14 protein-coding genes are annotated in these 15622 nt (G+C 44.3%); 12 read left to right on the forward strand and 2 right to left on the reverse strand.

Annotated elements, in window-relative coordinates:
• Positions 1-183 precede the first annotated feature (183 nt).
• The 3 genes from R7P69_RS14805 (at position 184) to aceA (ending at position 4758) form a co-directional block, all read left to right on the forward strand.
• Positions 184-1089, forward strand: a complete 906-nt coding sequence (locus tag R7P69_RS14805) for a hydrogen peroxide-inducible genes activator (RefSeq protein ID WP_005383681.1) — start codon at positions 184-186, stop codon at positions 1087-1089.
• A gap of 606 nt (positions 1090-1695) precedes the next feature.
• Positions 1696-3324 carry a malate synthase A gene (gene aceB, locus R7P69_RS14810; RefSeq protein WP_017820561.1) on the forward strand — a complete coding sequence of 543 codons (1629 nt, stop codon included), beginning with the start codon at positions 1696-1698 and terminating at the stop codon, positions 3322-3324.
• A gap of 120 nt (positions 3325-3444) precedes the next feature.
• The gene (gene aceA, locus R7P69_RS14815; protein ID WP_005381733.1) at positions 3445-4758 is read left to right on the forward strand and encodes an isocitrate lyase; all 1314 of its coding nucleotides are present in this window, start codon (positions 3445-3447) and stop codon (positions 4756-4758) included.
• Between the two features lie 123 nt (positions 4759-4881).
• Here aceA and R7P69_RS14820 read toward each other — a convergent pair whose 3' ends face one another.
• Positions 4882-5331 (reverse strand): CBS domain-containing protein, encoded by a 450-nt coding sequence (locus R7P69_RS14820; RefSeq protein ID WP_017820562.1) that lies wholly within the window; start codon positions 5329-5331, stop codon positions 4882-4884.
• 312 nt (positions 5332-5643) lie between these two features.
• Between R7P69_RS14820 and R7P69_RS14825 the strand changes: the two genes are divergently transcribed.
• The 8 genes from R7P69_RS14825 to R7P69_RS14860 all read left to right on the forward strand — a co-directional run bounded on the left by R7P69_RS14825 (position 5644) and on the right by R7P69_RS14860 (position 13796).
• Positions 5644-6810, forward strand: coding sequence for a trypsin-like serine protease (locus R7P69_RS14825; RefSeq protein WP_017820563.1), 1167 nt, complete (start codon positions 5644-5646; stop codon positions 6808-6810).
• 268 nt (positions 6811-7078) lie between these two features.
• Complete coding sequence (queA, locus tag R7P69_RS14830) at positions 7079-8131, forward strand: tRNA preQ1(34) S-adenosylmethionine ribosyltransferase-isomerase QueA (RefSeq protein WP_025768859.1); 1053 nt, start codon at positions 7079-7081, stop codon at positions 8129-8131.
• A 147-nt stretch (positions 8132-8278) separates the two neighbouring features.
• Positions 8279-9415: a tRNA guanosine(34) transglycosylase Tgt gene (gene tgt / locus R7P69_RS14835; protein WP_005381727.1), complete on the forward strand. Its 1137-nt coding sequence runs from the start codon at positions 8279-8281 to the stop codon at positions 9413-9415.
• 177 nt (positions 9416-9592) lie between these two features.
• Positions 9593-9922, forward strand: a complete 330-nt coding sequence (yajC, locus tag R7P69_RS14840; RefSeq protein WP_005381725.1) for a preprotein translocase subunit YajC — start codon at positions 9593-9595, stop codon at positions 9920-9922.
• A 21-nt stretch (positions 9923-9943) separates the two neighbouring features.
• A complete protein-coding gene (gene secD / locus R7P69_RS14845; RefSeq protein ID WP_081248148.1) occupies positions 9944-11800 on the forward strand; it encodes a protein translocase subunit SecD in 1857 nt (618 codons plus the stop codon).
• A 14-nt stretch (positions 11801-11814) separates the two neighbouring features.
• Positions 11815-12762, forward strand: coding sequence for a protein translocase subunit SecF (gene secF / locus R7P69_RS14850; RefSeq protein WP_005383689.1), 948 nt, complete (start codon positions 11815-11817; stop codon positions 12760-12762).
• A 164-nt stretch (positions 12763-12926) separates the two neighbouring features.
• A complete protein-coding gene (locus tag R7P69_RS14855) occupies positions 12927-13343 on the forward strand; it encodes a hypothetical protein (protein WP_017633921.1) in 417 nt (138 codons plus the stop codon).
• 141 nt (positions 13344-13484) lie between these two features.
• The gene (locus tag R7P69_RS14860; protein WP_017633920.1) at positions 13485-13796 is read left to right on the forward strand and encodes a hypothetical protein; all 312 of its coding nucleotides are present in this window, start codon (positions 13485-13487) and stop codon (positions 13794-13796) included.
• 70 nt (positions 13797-13866) lie between these two features.
• Here R7P69_RS14860 and suhB read toward each other — a convergent pair whose 3' ends face one another.
• Positions 13867-14670, reverse strand: a complete 804-nt coding sequence (gene suhB / locus R7P69_RS14865) for an inositol-1-monophosphatase (protein ID WP_005381722.1) — start codon at positions 14668-14670, stop codon at positions 13867-13869.
• A gap of 231 nt (positions 14671-14901) precedes the next feature.
• Here suhB and trmJ point away from each other — a divergent pair, with 231 nt between their 5' ends.
• The gene (trmJ, locus tag R7P69_RS14870; protein WP_017633919.1) at positions 14902-15621 is read left to right on the forward strand and encodes a tRNA (cytosine(32)/uridine(32)-2'-O)-methyltransferase TrmJ; all 720 of its coding nucleotides are present in this window, start codon (positions 14902-14904) and stop codon (positions 15619-15621) included.
• The last annotated feature ends 1 nt before the right edge of the window (position 15622 follow it).

Here is a 15622-nt window from a genome sequence, read left to right on the forward strand (position 1 = left end):
AGTATGGTTAGCTCCAAACCGAATTCAGTTGTGTCGGTTTGGTTCGTGTTTGTACGAGACAAACTATAGTACAGATTGTAGTATTGAAAAAAGCGAAATAAATAGATTGAGTTAATCGAAAAAAACGATAATAACAAAACTCTTAACTCGATCACTGGAACGGCGGTAGATACAAATACAATTATGAATAAATGGCCCAGTTTGAAGCAGTTACACTATTTAGTCACACTGCATGAAACAAGACATTTTAGTGACGCTGCAGAGCGTTGTTTTGTCAGTCAGTCGACTTTAAGTAAGGGTATTCAAAACTTAGAGGAGTTGATTGGCTGTCCATTATATGAAAAGAAAGACAAGAAAAGTCCACTGGTTTTTACCCAAACAGGAGAAATGGTAGTAAAGCAGGGGCGAGAGCTGTTAGCAAAAGGGCAAGATTTGGTCGAGCTTGGACGTATGTGCCAAGGCGACGATATGCAAGGCCAGCTAAAAGTAGGATGCATACCAACAATTGCTCCGTTTTTACTGTGTGATTTGGTACAAGAGGTGAACTACCGTTTCCCACAACTGAACCTTTTATTAAGAGAAGACACGACGACAAACTTACTCCAAGCGCTCAGACATGGTGAGCTGGATGTGCTTATTTTAGCGTTACCAGTCGAAATTGATGGGATGGAAAGCCGAGTAGTGGGTAAGGATCCGTTTCGAATGGTTATAAGCGCTAATCAAGCCCAATCGGTCCCTGTGCCGATTCGTTACGCGGATTTACCTGACGAATCCGTCTTTCTACTAGAGAAAGAACATTGCTTAACGGAACATGCGGTATCAGCGTGTAAATTAACAGACAAAGAAAAAATCAATCCGTTTACGGCAACCAGTCTCCATACACTGGTGCAAATGGTTGCGAATGGTTTGGGAACAACGTTCATTCCTCAAATGGCTATCGACCATGGCTTGCTGCATAACCAGAATTTAGTCGTGATCGATCCTCCAGGTAAACAAGCTTATCGCGAAATCGGCTTAGTTTGGCGTCCGAGCTCGTCAAGAACGAAAACATTTAATCAACTTGCAGAAGTCGTTTCAGAGCTGCTTTAGCTATTAGTATTAGCCCTTACTTCTCCATTATTTATCTAAAAGCGCACTGGAAACAGTGCGCTTTCTAGTATTTTATTCTGTTGGTAAACTTTGACTTGTAAAATTTTACAGCTCTTCTTTGATGAAGCTTTCATAAAATAGTGAAATTTCACAATGTTAATTTTACACAAAGCCCTGCATACCTTGTTTGACCCCTGTTTAAATCCATCTCTTCAGCCCTTGTGAATACAAGGTGTTTGTTTACCTGTCAATATTCATACGCTTGTTTGAAATGATAAAACGACTTTAAATTTAATGTAATTTTATTACGTAATAACTTACAAAATAAGGCGCTTGATAGATGGTTTTTACCTTGCGGAATAAAACTTTGAATTTTCTGTTTTGTTTATATTGGGGGTTTCACTAAACCCTTTGTTGATATAGCTTATTTAAAGGCCGATACGACTTATGTCTAGATTGAAAACACACGTAGCATTACGCAATCTATCGGCATGGCTAGACGAGTTGAACACAAAGTTAAAGGATGTAATTTGTTGTTCATAACTTACAAATGTAGCTTTACGCTGACTGCCCAAGATTGATAAAGCACGTTAAGGATGAATGATTATGCTTGCTCAGACAGAACAAAAAACACAACAACTAAAGCAAACCCAAGGCATGCTTGAGGTGAATGGAGTCGTTGCTCCAGAACATCAAGCAATTTTCCCTGTTGAAGCCCAAACCTTTTTATCTCTACTGTGTGAAAAATTTGCCGGACGTGTTGAACAGTTGCTGGAAGCAAGAGAAGAGAAGCAAGCACGTATTGATGCTGGTGAGCTACCAGATTTTCTACCAGAGACACAAGACATCCGTGAAGGAAGTTGGAAGATCCTAGGAATCCCACAAGATCTGCAAGATCGCCGTGTGGAGATTACCGGACCAACTGACCGCAAGATGGTGATTAACGCACTGAATGCGAATGTAAAAGTGTTCATGGCAGACTTCGAAGATTCAATGTCTCCTGCATGGAGTAAAGTGCTGGATGGTCAAATTAACTTGCGCGATGCTGTTAATGGCACCATCAGTTACACCAATCCTGGCAATGGCAAACATTATCAGCTGGAAGATGACCCAGCGGTGTTGATCTGCCGTGTTCGCGGCCTTCATTTAAAAGAAAAACACGTTACGTGGCACGGTCAGATCATTCCAGGTGCGCTATTCGATTTCGCTCTGTATTTCTATAACAACTACAAAGCGTTACTTCAAAAAGGCAGCGGCCCTTATTTCTACCTTCCAAAACTGCAATCGCATCACGAAGCGAAGTGGTGGAGCGAAGTGTTCCATTTCACGGAAGACTATTTCGGTTTGGATACAGGCACCATCAAAGCGACTGTGCTGATTGAAACCTTACCAGCGGTATTCGAAATGGACGAGATTCTGTTCTCGCTTAAAGAACACATCGTTGGTTTGAACTGTGGTCGCTGGGATTACATCTTTAGCTATATCAAAACATTGAAAAAACACTCAGACCGAGTACTGCCAGATCGCCAAGTGGTAACGATGGACAAGCCATTCTTAAACGCTTACTCGCGATTATTGGTACGTACTTGCCATAAACGAGGTGCTTTCGCGATGGGAGGAATGGCCGCATTTATCCCAGCTAAAGACCCGAAAGAGAATCAAAAAGTATTAGACAAGATCCAGACTGACAAATCGTTAGAAGCTAACAACGGCCACGACGGTACTTGGGTGGCTCATCCAGGTTTGGCTGACACTGCTATGGAAGTCTTTAGTGCTGTGCTGGGTGAACGCACCAACCAGTTGGATGTGAGCCGTGCAGAGGATGCGCCTATTACAGCAGCTGAACTGCTTGAGCCTTGTGAAGGCGAGCGCACTGAAGGCGGAATGCGCCACAATATTCGCGTTGCGCTGCAATACATCGAAGCTTGGATTTCTGGCAATGGTTGTGTGCCGATTTACGGACTGATGGAAGACGCAGCAACGGCAGAAATCTCACGCGCCTCTATCTGGCAATGGATTCAACACGGCAAGTCGCTAGACAACGGATTAAAGGTCACTAAAGAGCTGTTCGAGCTCTATCTCAAAGAGGAGATTGAAGTCGTGAAGCAAGAAATTGGCGAGCAGCGCTACCATGCGGGTCGATTTGAAGAAGCAGCAGACTTAATGGCAAGGCTCACGACGAGCGATGAACTGACCAACTTTTTGACAGTTCCTGGTTATGACTACCTGGATTAATAAAGAATAACTGTAACACCAATAACGTGAAGGATTTTCAAGGCAGATAGGGAAGTACTGCCTGAGAACGGAAACTCAACGCACACGCATAAAGTGCAAATTATAAAGAGGGATAGACCAATGACTAACTTAACTCGCCGCCAACAAATTGAAGCTCTGGAAAAAGACTGGGCAACTAACCCACGCTGGAAAAATGTGAAGCGTACTTACACTGCCGAGGAAGTGGTGGAACTGCGTGGCTCTATGGTGCCTGCAAACACAATTGCACAACGTGGTGCAGACAAACTTTGGTCACTGGTCAACGGTAGTGCGAAAAAAGGTTATGTAAACTGTCTTGGTGCGCTAACGGGTGGTCAAGCGGTTCAACAAGCTAAAGCAGGTATTGAAGCGATTTACTTGTCAGGCTGGCAGGTAGCGGCGGATAACAACACCGCTTCGACGATGTATCCAGACCAATCTCTTTACCCAGTAGATTCTGTACCGTCAGTAGTAAAGCGTATCAACAACTCATTCCGTCGTGCAGACCAAATTCAGTGGGCTGCTGGTAAGACGCCTGAAGATGAAGGTGGTATTGATTACTTCCTACCTATCGTAGCGGATGCTGAAGCGGGCTTTGGTGGTGTGCTTAACGCTTACGAACTAATGAAATCGATGATCGAAGCCGGTGCCGCGGGCGTTCACTTTGAAGACCAGTTAGCATCGGTGAAAAAGTGTGGCCATATGGGTGGTAAGGTATTAGTTCCTACGCAAGAAGCGGTACAAAAGCTCGTTGCAGCTCGTTTGGCTGCTGACGTAGCGGGTACAACAACATTAGTTATTGCTCGTACTGATGCGAATGCGGCGGATCTCATTACTTCAGATTGTGACCCATATGATAAAGACTTCATCGAAGGTGAGCGTACTCAAGAAGGTTTCTACCGCGTTCGCGCGGGTATCGACCAAGCGATTTCTCGCGGCCTGGCTTACGCACCATATGCAGACTTGATTTGGTGTGAAACGGCTACGCCATGTTTGGAAGAAGCACGTAAGTTTGCAGAAGCAATTCACGCTGAATACCCAGATCAATTGTTGGCGTACAACTGTTCGCCGTCCTTCAACTGGGAGAAGAACCTAGATGCAGAAACCATTGCTAAGTTCCAACAAGAGTTGGCAGACATGGGCTACAAGTACCAATTCATCACGCTAGCAGGCATTCACAACATGTGGTTCAACATGTTTGAACTGGCGCACGCTTACGCTCAAGGTGAAGGTATGCGTCATTATGTTGAGAAAGTTCAGCGTCCTGAATTCCAAGCAGCTGAAAAAGGCTATACGTTTGTTGCGCACCAACAAGAAGTAGGTACAGGTTACTTCGATAGAATGACCAATACTATCCAAGGTGGTAACTCTTCAGTGACAGCATTGACAGGTTCGACCGAAGAAGACCAATTCTAATTGGCAGAGAAACACTTCCTTAATCAGCGTCAGTAATGGCATTTTGAGCGGCAACCCTGCCGCTCTTTTTTCGTTTAACCGGTGTAAAAACGAAACTTACAACAAAGAGAATACGCTTGCGTACTACTCTTCCTGCTCGATTTCTTCAGGTTCCACTTCTTCTTGCAGTTCCAATAAGTTAATCGCAATGGTCACAAAGTCACTGTCAGTAATGATGCCGACCAATCGACCTTTGGTGACAACAGGTAGACAGCCAACTTTATGCTTTTGCATATAGATAGCGCTCTCTTTGAGCCCCGCGATAGGCTCTGCCGTCATGATATTGGTGTGCATCATTTCGTAGAGCGGTGTGTCTAAAGTAAAAGATTGTTCAGCCTCATCTGGGTGCAAGCTCGATTCTTGAGCAGCAAGAATGTCGCGTTGAGTCACCAAGCCTTGTAAGTGGTTATTGGCATCAACAACCGGAATGTGTCGAATATCAAGCGCATCCATCATGCTTTTTGCATCACGCAAGGTGTGCGTGCGCAGTAAGGTATGAGGATTACGAGTCATCATGTCTTCAACCTTGATCATAGAGACCTCCAGCGGCATTGTCCTTCTCTTAAATATAGAGAATATTTTTCTGTATATCTGGGAGCTAACTCGTTTTTCATCAATTAAATAGCACAATGCTGATGGGCTGCGTAATCTGTGTTTTATTGGTGTTTTTATTAATTTGAATAAGTCGGTTTGTGTGCGAGTCAGTTGGCATTTTTAGTTGATATTGAATGTGTTCCCAAGGTAATCCAATGAATTGAATCGCACATTTTTATTCGCTGGATTTTCCAAGATTCTTCTCTCGAAGAAGATACGTCCAGGCTTACCAAATTGAAGACAGCAACCTAGATGAAACGAACAACGTGTAACAAACTTATTGCGCTGGCAGTGGCGGCATTCAGTGTGCCATCAACACAGGCGATTGTGTTAGGAGATGAACAAACCGATCCTGTTGACCGCGTTACTTTGCGAGCAAGTAACATGGCAGAGTTTCCGCTGTGTGGTGGAACGATGCTGACAGAGCAATGGGTACTGACTGCGGCGCACTGTGTGGTGATGGGACAAGGAACCAATGAAGCAACCTACTATGTGACCCCGCCGGGTGAGCTGTCGGTGAATGCGAATGCGTATGAACTTAATTCTGCAGGGCTTGATAACTTTTATCCGGTGTCTCACGTTGTGGTTCATCCGGATTACACCCGGATTTCAAAAGCTGAGACCGACAGTAATGGCAACGTGAAACCTATCCAAACCGGTTTAGATTCAGACATCGCGTTGCTGTATCTCACGCGCCCAGTGGCAAACGCGAACTTTGCTGACCTAGCGAGTAAAGTTGACATGGAGAGTATCGAAGCACGTTTGGTGGCGGATTGGAACGATAATTACCTGACCAATCAACGTGTCGAAAATGTGCAAGTGTTTGGATGGGGGGCTACTCAGCCGGATGCTTCTGAACCTTCTAATACGCTCAAAACCACCATTAGCACATTTTTACCCATCGACAAATGTTATGAGCGTTTAGAAATTGGCAGCAGTTTTCCGGGGATCATTGATTCAAGAGACAACCAAACCAAAATTTGTACGCTACCAACACAAAACCATGTATTGGAGCCAGATAGCCATACTCAATATGGCAACTCTGCATGTAAAGGTGACAGTGGTGGCCCGTTGGTCGATGTGGCGACCGGCAAACAAATTGGTATTGTTAGTGGCGGCCCCCTTATTCTACCAACGTGTGGCTCTTTGACGATCCCAAGTTTCTACACCAAGGTGAGCCACTATTACGACTGGGTACAGTCTTACATCACTGCCGATGCGCCACCAAGTCGTTACATCATTGCGCCGAATTTTATCAAAAGTGCTAACAATGAAAGTGGTGACAATAAAGAGTGTCACGATGGCATTGCGACCAATAACTGTGATTTCAAAGGCTCAGATGATGAAGGTGGCAGTCTAGGGTTTTGGTTATTGGGTTTATTCGTGCCGTTATTCTTGTGGCGAAAGCGTGAGGTTTGATAGGGCGATTGGAATGCCAAACTAATAAGCAGCGGTATACGTTGCTTTGCTTTTTTCATGTTCTCTCTTTGGGGCTCAAATTAAAAATAGTGCCAAGTAATCGAGGCTTTTCACGTTTTATTACACTCTTCACCATGGCTTTTACTGCTATATTCTGGTGATTTGCTTGCTATTGCAGCATGTAAACATATACTAGTCTGCTGCGAAAAACTCGTCGCAATTTTATCGTCGCCTAGACGTGATTTGACCAATAGATAAGACAAGTAACATGCAAGTATCAGATTTCCATTTCGACCTTCCAGATGAACTCATCGCTCGCTACCCTCAACCAGAGCGTACCGCTAGCCGACTGCTGCAAATGGACGGCAATACCGGAGAGCTCATTGATGGCACATTTACTGATGTATTGGGCCAAGTTCAACCCGGTGACTTAGTGGTGTTTAATAATACTCGTGTTATTCCTGCTCGTCTTTTTGGCCGCAAGGAATCGGGCGGTAAATTAGAAGTGCTGGTGGAGCGCATGTTGGATGAGAAAAGCATCCTCGCGCACGTTCGTTGCTCTAAATCACCAAAACCAGGTACAACCATTATTGTTGGCGAGAATGATGAATATTCAGCAGAAATGGTTGCACGCCATGATGCTTTATTTGAACTGAAATTTAGTTCTGATAAGACGGTACTAGAAATTCTGGAAGAAATCGGCCATATGCCGCTTCCTCCTTACATCGACCGTCCAGACGAAGATGCAGATAAAGAGCGTTACCAAACGGTATATAATCAAAAGCCAGGTGCGGTTGCGGCACCGACGGCGGGCCTTCACTTTGATGATGTTCTCTTGGAGAAAATCAAAGCGAAAGGTGCAGAGTTTGCTTACGTTACTTTGCACGTTGGGGCGGGTACATTCCAGCCAGTAAAAGTGGAAAATATCAACGATCACCACATGCATGCCGAGTACGTAGAAGTACCACAAGAAGTCGTCGACGCAATTAAAGCGACGAAAGCGCGTGGCGGACGAATTATTGCTGTTGGTACCACATCTGTGCGTTCACTTGAAAGTGCAGCGCAAGACGCATTGCAAAAAGGGACTGAGCTGGCCCCATTCTTTGGCGATACAGAAATCTTTATTTTCCCTGGTTACGAATATCAGTTGGTGGATTGCTTGATCACAAACTTCCACTTGCCTGAATCAACACTGATCATGTTGGTGAGTGCATTTGCTGGATACGAGAACACCATGAATGCTTACAAACATGCGGTGGAAAACAAATACCGTTTCTTCTCGTATGGCGATTCAATGTTCATCAAGAAGAAAACGGCGTAGTTAAAAATAGATTTACGAGTGCTAGCAGTAAGCTAGGAAATAAAGCATCCATTGCTTTGTCTCTCGCAAGGAAAAGCGACCGCTCCTTAAAGTAGGGTAGAGCCCTAAACACTCAGTCAGACTGTTTCTCTGACACCCGGAGGCATCGTGAAATTAAAATTCGATCTTAAGAAGAAAAACGGCAATGCACGTCGTGGTCAACTGACTTTCGAACGCGGCACTGTTCAAACTCCTGCGTTCATGCCAGTAGGTACTTACGGTACCGTTAAAGGTATGACACCAGAAGAAGTAAAAGGTACTGGTGCAGAAATTCTGCTAGGTAATACGTTCCACCTGTGGCTACGTCCTGGTCAAGAAGTGATGAAAATGCACGGTGACCTGCACGATTTTATGAACTGGCACGGTCCTATTCTTACTGATTCAGGCGGCTTCCAAGTATTCAGCCTTGGTAAGATGCGTACGATCACTGAAGAGGGTGTTCACTTTCGTAACCCAGTAAACGGTGACAAGATTTTCATGGACGCAGAAAAGTCGATGGAAATTCAAAAAGACCTGGGCTCTGATATTGTTATGATTTTTGACGAGTGCACGCCATACCCAGCGACACATGATGAAGCGAAGAAATCGATGGAAATGTCATTACGCTGGGCACAGCGTTCACGTGACCACTTCGAGAAGCTAGAAAACCCAAACAACCTATTTGGTATTGTTCAAGGTGGTGTTTACGAAGATTTACGTGATGTGTCGGTAAAAGGTCTAACGGAAATCGGTTTTGACGGTTATGCGGTTGGTGGTTTGGCAGTAGGTGAGCCTAAAGAAGACATGCACCGTATTCTTGAGCATACTTGTCCTCAACTTCCTGAAGACAAACCTCGCTACTTGATGGGCGTAGGTAAGCCAGAAGACTTGGTTGAAGGTGTTCGTCGTGGTATCGACATGTTTGACTGTGTAATGCCAACGCGTAACGCACGTAATGGTCACTTATTTGTGACTGGTGGTGTGATCAAGATCCGTAATGCGAAACATAAAACGGATACAACACCATTGGATCCGCATTGTGACTGTTACACTTGTCAAAACTACAGCAAGTCGTACCTTCACCATTTAGAGCGTTGTAATGAAATCTTAGGCGCTCGCTTGAATACAATCCATAACCTGCGTTACTACCAGCGTCTGATGGAAAGCATTCGTAAAGCAATTGATGAAGATCGCTTCGATGAATTTGTTACTGAGTTCTATGAGCGTCGTGGTCGTGAAGTGCCACCACTAGCAAAAGAGCAGTAATTGAAAAACTAAAAGAATTAAAGCCTTTGGCATGTCGCCAGAGGCTTTTGCTAATAAAGTAGGCTAACGCACGTTATTTTTGAGAGAGCGATCTCTATTAGTTACTCTCAGACTTGAATCTAAAATGCGAAAGCCCAATTTGTTTGATTATCAATAAAATATAATGAGGATGTTTTAATGTTTATTTCTCAGGCTCACGCAGCAGCAGAAGGCGCGCCAGCAGGCGGTGGTTTTGAAATGCTAATCATGCTTGGCATGTTCGCAGTGATCTTTTACTTCATGATTTACCGCCCACAAGCGAAACGCGTAAAAGAACACAAAAACCTAATGGCTTCTATGGGCAAAGGCGACGAAGTTTTAACTAGCGGTGGCCTAGTGGGTAAAATCACTAAGATTGCTGAAGACAATGACTACATTTCAATTGAGCTTAACGCGAACAATGAAGTAGTAATCAAGAAAGACTTCATCACTGCAGTGCTACCAAAAGGTACGCTTAAGTCTCTATAAAACAGCTAAAGGATCCTCGCTGTGCTAAACCGTTATCCATTATGGAAGTACTTGATGGTGCTTTTTGCCATCATCACCGCTGCGTTATACGCACTTCCAAATATCTACGGTGAAGATCCGGCTATTCAAGTTACAGGGGCGCGTGGCGCCTCTGTAGATATGTCAACGCTGGATGCTGTCACTACTGCTCTTAACAAAGAGCAACTTTCTCATAAATCCATTGCTCTCGAAGATGGATCAATTCTTGTTCGTTTTAACGACACTGACACACAAATCAGTGCTCGTGATGTCATCAGCGAAGCGCTAGGCAAAGACACAATTGTTGCACTTAACCTTGCACCTTCTACACCCGATTGGCTAGAAGCGATTGGCGCGTCACCATTGAAGCTAGGTCTTGACCTTCGCGGTGGTGTTCACTTCTTAATGGAAGTGGATATGGATGCAGCGATGGAAAAGCTTGTTGGTCAACAAGAAGAAGCTTTCCGTAGCGAACTTCGTGACGCCAAGATTCGTTACCGTGCAATCCGCCCTTCTGGAAAAGAAGCGGTAGAAGTGTTGTTGCGTAACGAAGAGCAATTAGCAGAAGCGAAAGCAACGCTAGAAAAGAATCACCCGGACATGGTTTTTGTCGATTCTGATTCAAATGGCCGTTACGCTCTTACTGCAACCTTTACTGAGCAACGTTTACAAGAGATCCGTAACTATGCTGTTGAGCAAAACATTACGATTTTACGTAATCGTGTCAACGAACTAGGTGTTGCGGAACCATTGGTTCAACGTCAAGGTGCTAGTCGCATTGTGGTTGAACTGCCTGGTGTTCAAGACACTGCTCGTGCAAAAGAAATTCTCGGAGCTACGGCAACGCTTGAATTCCGTGAAGTTGATGATAAAGCTGACCTATCGGCAGCGGCAAATGGTCGTGCGCCAGCAGGTAGTGAAATCAAGATGGACCGTGATGGTCGCCCAGTTGTGCTTAAGAAGCGCGTTATTCTTGGCGGTCAAAGCATCACAGATGCAAGCTCAAGTGTTGATGAATATGGTCGTCCACAAGTTAACATCTCGCTAGACAGCGAAGGTGGTAATAAGATGTCTGCGTTCTCTAAGAAGAACATTGGTAAGCTAATGGCTACCGTGTTTGCAGAATACAAAGACAGTGGCCGTCGTACGCCTGAAGGCAAAGTTATTCTGGATAAGCATGAAGAAGTCATCAACCAAGCAACGATTCAATCGGCTCTTGGTCGTAACTTCCGTATCACAGGTATCGACTCTGCTGCAGAAGCACACAACCTAGCACTTCTACTACGTGCTGGTGCACTGATTGCACCTATCTCTATCGTTGAAGAACGTACCATTGGTCCATCAATGGGCCAGCAAAACATCGATATGGGTATCCAAGCATGTATCTGGGGTATGGTTGCCGTAATGCTATTTACGCTGCTTTACTACCGCGGCTTTGGTTTGATTGCAAACATCGCTCTAATGGCAAACTTGGTGCTTATCATTGGTGTTATGTCGATGATTCCAGGCGCTACCATGACGCTTCCAGGGATAGCCGGTATCGTGTTAACAGTCGGTATGGCGGTTGATGCGAACGTACTGATCTTCGAGCGTATCCGTGAAGAAATTCGTGATGGACGCAGTCCACAACAAGCAATTCACCAAGGTTACGCGAATGCATTCAGCACGATTGCTGATGCGAACATCACAACACTAATTACTGCAATCATTCTATTTGCGGTCGGTACAGGTGCGGTGAAAGGTTTCGCAGTTACTCTATCTATCGGTATCTTAACTTCAATGTTCACCGCCATTATTGGTACACGTTGTATCGTGAACCTGATCTACGGTGGCAAACGCGTTGATAAATTGTCGATCTAAGGCTGGGAATTAATATGTTTCAAATTCTAAAAGCAGAGAAGACGATCGGCTTTATGCGTTGGTCGAAAGTAGCATTCGTTTTTTCAATTATAATGATTGCTGCTTCTATCTTCACTTTGTCAACCAAGTGGCTTAATTGGGGTCTAGATTTCACTGGCGGTACGCTTATCGAGGTAGGTTTTGAACAGCCAGCAAACCTTGAAGAGATTCGTGCAGCACTAGATTCCAAAGGCTTTGGTGATGCGACAGTACAAAACTTCGGTAGTGCTCGTGAAGTCATGGTCCGTCTTCGTCCACGTGATGACGTTTCTGGTGAAACGCTAGGTAACCAAATCATTGGTGCTATCAAAGATGGTACTGGCGAAAGCGTAGAAATGCGTCGTATTGAGTTCGTAGGTCCCAACGTTGGTGATGAGCTAACAGAAGCTGGTGGTCTAGCGATCTTGGTATCGCTGATCTGTATCCTGCTTTATGTATCGATGCGATTTGAATGGCGTCTAGCGGCTGGTGCGGTAATGGCATTGGCTCACGATATAATTATCACGCTAGGTGTCTTCTCGTTTCTACAAATTGAAGTTGACCTGACCATCGTAGCTGCGCTACTGACGGTTGTGGGCTACTCACTCAACGATACCATAGTTGTATTTGACCGGATTCGTGAAAACTTCCGTAAGATGCGTAAGGGTGAACCTTCAGACATTATGGACGCCTCAATCACTCAAACGTTGAGCCGTACATTGATTACATCTGGTACGACGCTGTTCGTGGTAATTGCACTGTTCATGCAGGGTGGTGCGATGATTCACGGCTTCGCAACTGCACTACTACTAGGTATCACTGTTGGTACTTACTCTTCTATCTACGTAGCATCAGCACTAGCGCTAAAACTGGGCATCCAGAAAGAGCACTTGATGCCACCTCAAGTAGAAAAAGAAGGTGCAGAGTTCGACGAAATGCCATAAGGCAGATTGAGAACCGAAAACAAAAACCGCTGAACAATCAGCGGTTTTTTTATGCCTGATAGATTTGAAAGTTTCATTTTTTTTTGAGGTACTTCCAGCTTGAATTGTAGTTTTTTGATTGAGTTGAATATCGGAAGTATGTTCAACAATTTCGGGAGGAAATAATGTCAAGGCAAGCTGAAATAAAAGTACAGTTACTGAAGTTTGTAGAGATTTCTTACAAGCACAATAAAGGTGTTACCACCAAGCTAGTTACTGGAGGGAAAAGGTTCAAGTTAGCAGTTGATGAGTCAGGTAAAGTAACTTTATCTGGTGAGCTTGGATTTACTAAGTTTGAAGTTTCAAAAGAAATGGTTGAAGAGCTGGGCATAAAATTAAAAGCCGTTTCTGTTACTTTTAAAACTACTCGTGATGGTGTTTTGACATACAGTGGGAGTGTTTCTCTTTTTGGTGTTGTTTCCTTTGGAGTTACTGGGCAGGTAAATGTCCGTGAGCTTTTAGAGCAGTGCGAGTGGGGGCTTTGTAAGTACAGATTTAAGCCGAGTAAAATTGATCAAGCGCTCCGTGAAGCTGGGGTTTAGTTGGTTATGCTAAATAGAATTCTACCTATTCCGGTTTTACTAAGTGTTTCAACGCCCTGCATCGCAAGTCCACTCCACGATACTTACCTTGATATACGTAATAATTTATACAAGATGCAGTATATAGAGGTGGTAGAAGCTATGGCAGGACCAAATCTATCGATTGAAGAGCTGAACAGTATTAAGTCTCACCCAATAAAATTTGGTCATCAATTTCCATTTTTATCATCTATCCCATCAAGTTTGGTTACAGAGCTGTCTTACTTTGAAGAGTACAGTGAGGATGGAGGAGTTGGATGTCTTTCTGTAAATGGCTTTGGTGATGTATACCAGCCAGTCACGGTTTCGCTGCAGTTTTTAATGAAGGAACAAATATGGAAGGTTAAGCACGTAAAAATAGACCACTTATCTGACTACGACCGTTTCTACAAACAGGCTGATTGTTCGAAATAAAAAAGCCCCGCTCAATGAGCGGGGCTTTCTAAAGTCATCAGCGTGACGGGCTATATATGACTTTCAAATCTTACTTAAGGATCGCGCTGTTACCGTTTTCGCGGATGTGCTTAAGGATAGATTTTACGCCACGAGCGCTTGAAGCAACGATGTTACCAGACTTCATGTAGTCAGTGCCGCCAGCAAAGTCTGTTAGGATTGCGCCAGCTTCACGAGCAATAAGCTCACCTGCTGCCATATCCCAAGGTTTTAGGCCTAGCTCGAAGTAACCATCAACACGGCCAGCAGCCACGTAACAAAGGTCAAGAGCAGCAGAGCCGCTACGACGGAAATCAGCACATTCAGTGAATAGCGCACCAACGATCTTGATGTAAGACTCAGCGTGTTGTTTCTGCTTGAATGGGAAGCCTGTTGCTAGAACAGTACCTTGAAGGTCTTTTAGTTGAGCAACACGAATACGTGCACTGTTTAGTTGAGCGCCGGCACCGCGTTGTGCAGTGAATAGCTCGTTTTGCATTGGATCGTAAACACAAGCAACTTCAGTTTTGCCCTTAATACGAACAGCGATAGAAACCGCGAAAGTTGGGTAACCTTTTACAAAGTTAGTGGTGCCATCCAGAGGGTCGATGATCCATTGTACGTCTTTATCTTTACCTTCGATAAGACCTTGTTCTTCAGCAACGATACAGTGCTCAGGGTAAGACTGCTTGATAGTATCGATGATGATGTATTCTGCTTCTTTGTCTACGTTAGTGACAAAGTCATTAGTGCCTTTAAGAGTAGATTCTACTTTATCAGTGTTTTCTAATGATTTAGCAATATGATTGCCTGCCTTTCGCGCAGCGCGAATAGCAATGTTTAGCATTGGATGCATACGAATTTCCCAACGGATGTTAAAGAACAAATGAAAGCGGCGGCGAGTATACCAGAGATAATCAAAAAGGGAAGTGGTTATTTTTTACTCTAATTGCGGCCGACTGAGTGTACAGATCATACTGCGGACGAGAACAATAACCAAGAATGAGAAGAGAGGTCTGCTTGCCTCTAGGGTGTCTTAAAAAACTATGATAACATTCTGCGGTTTTAATTTAGGTAGCAAACACAGATGTTGGATCAAGTAAAAATTGTACTCGTAGGTACCTCTCATTCAGGCAATATTGGCTCAGCAGCTCGAGCAATGAAAGTGATGGGTTTAAACCAACTAGTATTAGTCGATCCACAATGTGAAGTGGATGAACAAACTCTTGCTTTAGCTGCGGGTGCTGGTGATATTGCTCAAAATGCAAAGATTGTCGGCACATTAGAAGAAGCGGTTGAAGATTGTGGCCTTGTTGTGGGTTCTAGCGCCCGCTCTCGTACATTAGAATGGCCAATGCTCGAGCCACGTGAATGCGGTGAGAAATTTGCAGTTGAAGGCCGAAAGCATCCGGTTGCGCTCGTGTTTGGCCGAGAAAGAACTGGTTTGACAAACGAAGAGCTACAAAAGTGCCACTACCATGTTTGTATTCCCGCTAATCCTGAGTACAGCTCGCTTAACCTAGCGATGGCTGTACAAACTCTCAGTTACGAAGTGCGAGTTGCACACTTGAACTTAGAGCAAAGCCAGTTTTCCCCAAATGAATCGGAAGAATACCCGCGTCATCGAGAACTCGAATTGTTCTTCGAGCATCTTGAAAAGGTGATGGTTGAGACCCAGTTTATTAACAAAGAGCAACCTGGACAGGTGATGAATAAGTTGCGCCGTTTGTTCTCTCGTGCTCGACCAGAAACCCAAGAACTTAATATTCTACGAGGCGTTTTGACTTCGATAGAAAAGAAGTTCTGAG

The organism is Vibrio sp. 661, assembly GCF_033339315.1.
Classification (GTDB): domain Bacteria; phylum Pseudomonadota; class Gammaproteobacteria; order Enterobacterales; family Vibrionaceae; genus Vibrio; species Vibrio alginolyticus.

Bases quoted from the DNA above. Each gene is read 5' to 3' on its own strand.
- R7P69_RS14805 (WP_005383681.1), top strand. From the start codon at position 184: ATGAATAAATGGCCCAGTTTGAAGCAGTTACACTATTTAGTCACACTG.
- aceB (WP_017820561.1), top strand. From the start codon at position 1,696: ATGCTTGCTCAGACAGAACAAAAAACACAACAACTAAAGCAAACCCAA.
- aceA (WP_005381733.1), top strand. From the start codon at position 3,445: ATGACTAACTTAACTCGCCGCCAACAAATTGAAGCTCTGGAAAAAGAC.
- R7P69_RS14820 (WP_017820562.1), bottom strand. From the start codon at position 5,331: ATGATCAAGGTTGAAGACATGATGACTCGTAATCCTCATACCTTACTG.
- R7P69_RS14825 (WP_017820563.1), top strand. From the start codon at position 5,644: ATGAAACGAACAACGTGTAACAAACTTATTGCGCTGGCAGTGGCGGCA.
- queA (WP_025768859.1), top strand. From the start codon at position 7,079: ATGCAAGTATCAGATTTCCATTTCGACCTTCCAGATGAACTCATCGCT.
- yajC (WP_005381725.1), top strand. From the start codon at position 9,593: ATGTTTATTTCTCAGGCTCACGCAGCAGCAGAAGGCGCGCCAGCAGGC.
- secF (WP_005383689.1), top strand. From the start codon at position 11,815: ATGTTTCAAATTCTAAAAGCAGAGAAGACGATCGGCTTTATGCGTTGG.
- R7P69_RS14855 (WP_017633921.1), top strand. From the start codon at position 12,927: ATGTCAAGGCAAGCTGAAATAAAAGTACAGTTACTGAAGTTTGTAGAG.
- R7P69_RS14860 (WP_017633920.1), top strand. From the start codon at position 13,485: ATGGCAGGACCAAATCTATCGATTGAAGAGCTGAACAGTATTAAGTCT.
- suhB (WP_005381722.1), bottom strand. From the start codon at position 14,670: ATGCATCCAATGCTAAACATTGCTATTCGCGCTGCGCGAAAGGCAGGC.
- trmJ (WP_017633919.1), top strand. From the start codon at position 14,902: ATGTTGGATCAAGTAAAAATTGTACTCGTAGGTACCTCTCATTCAGGC.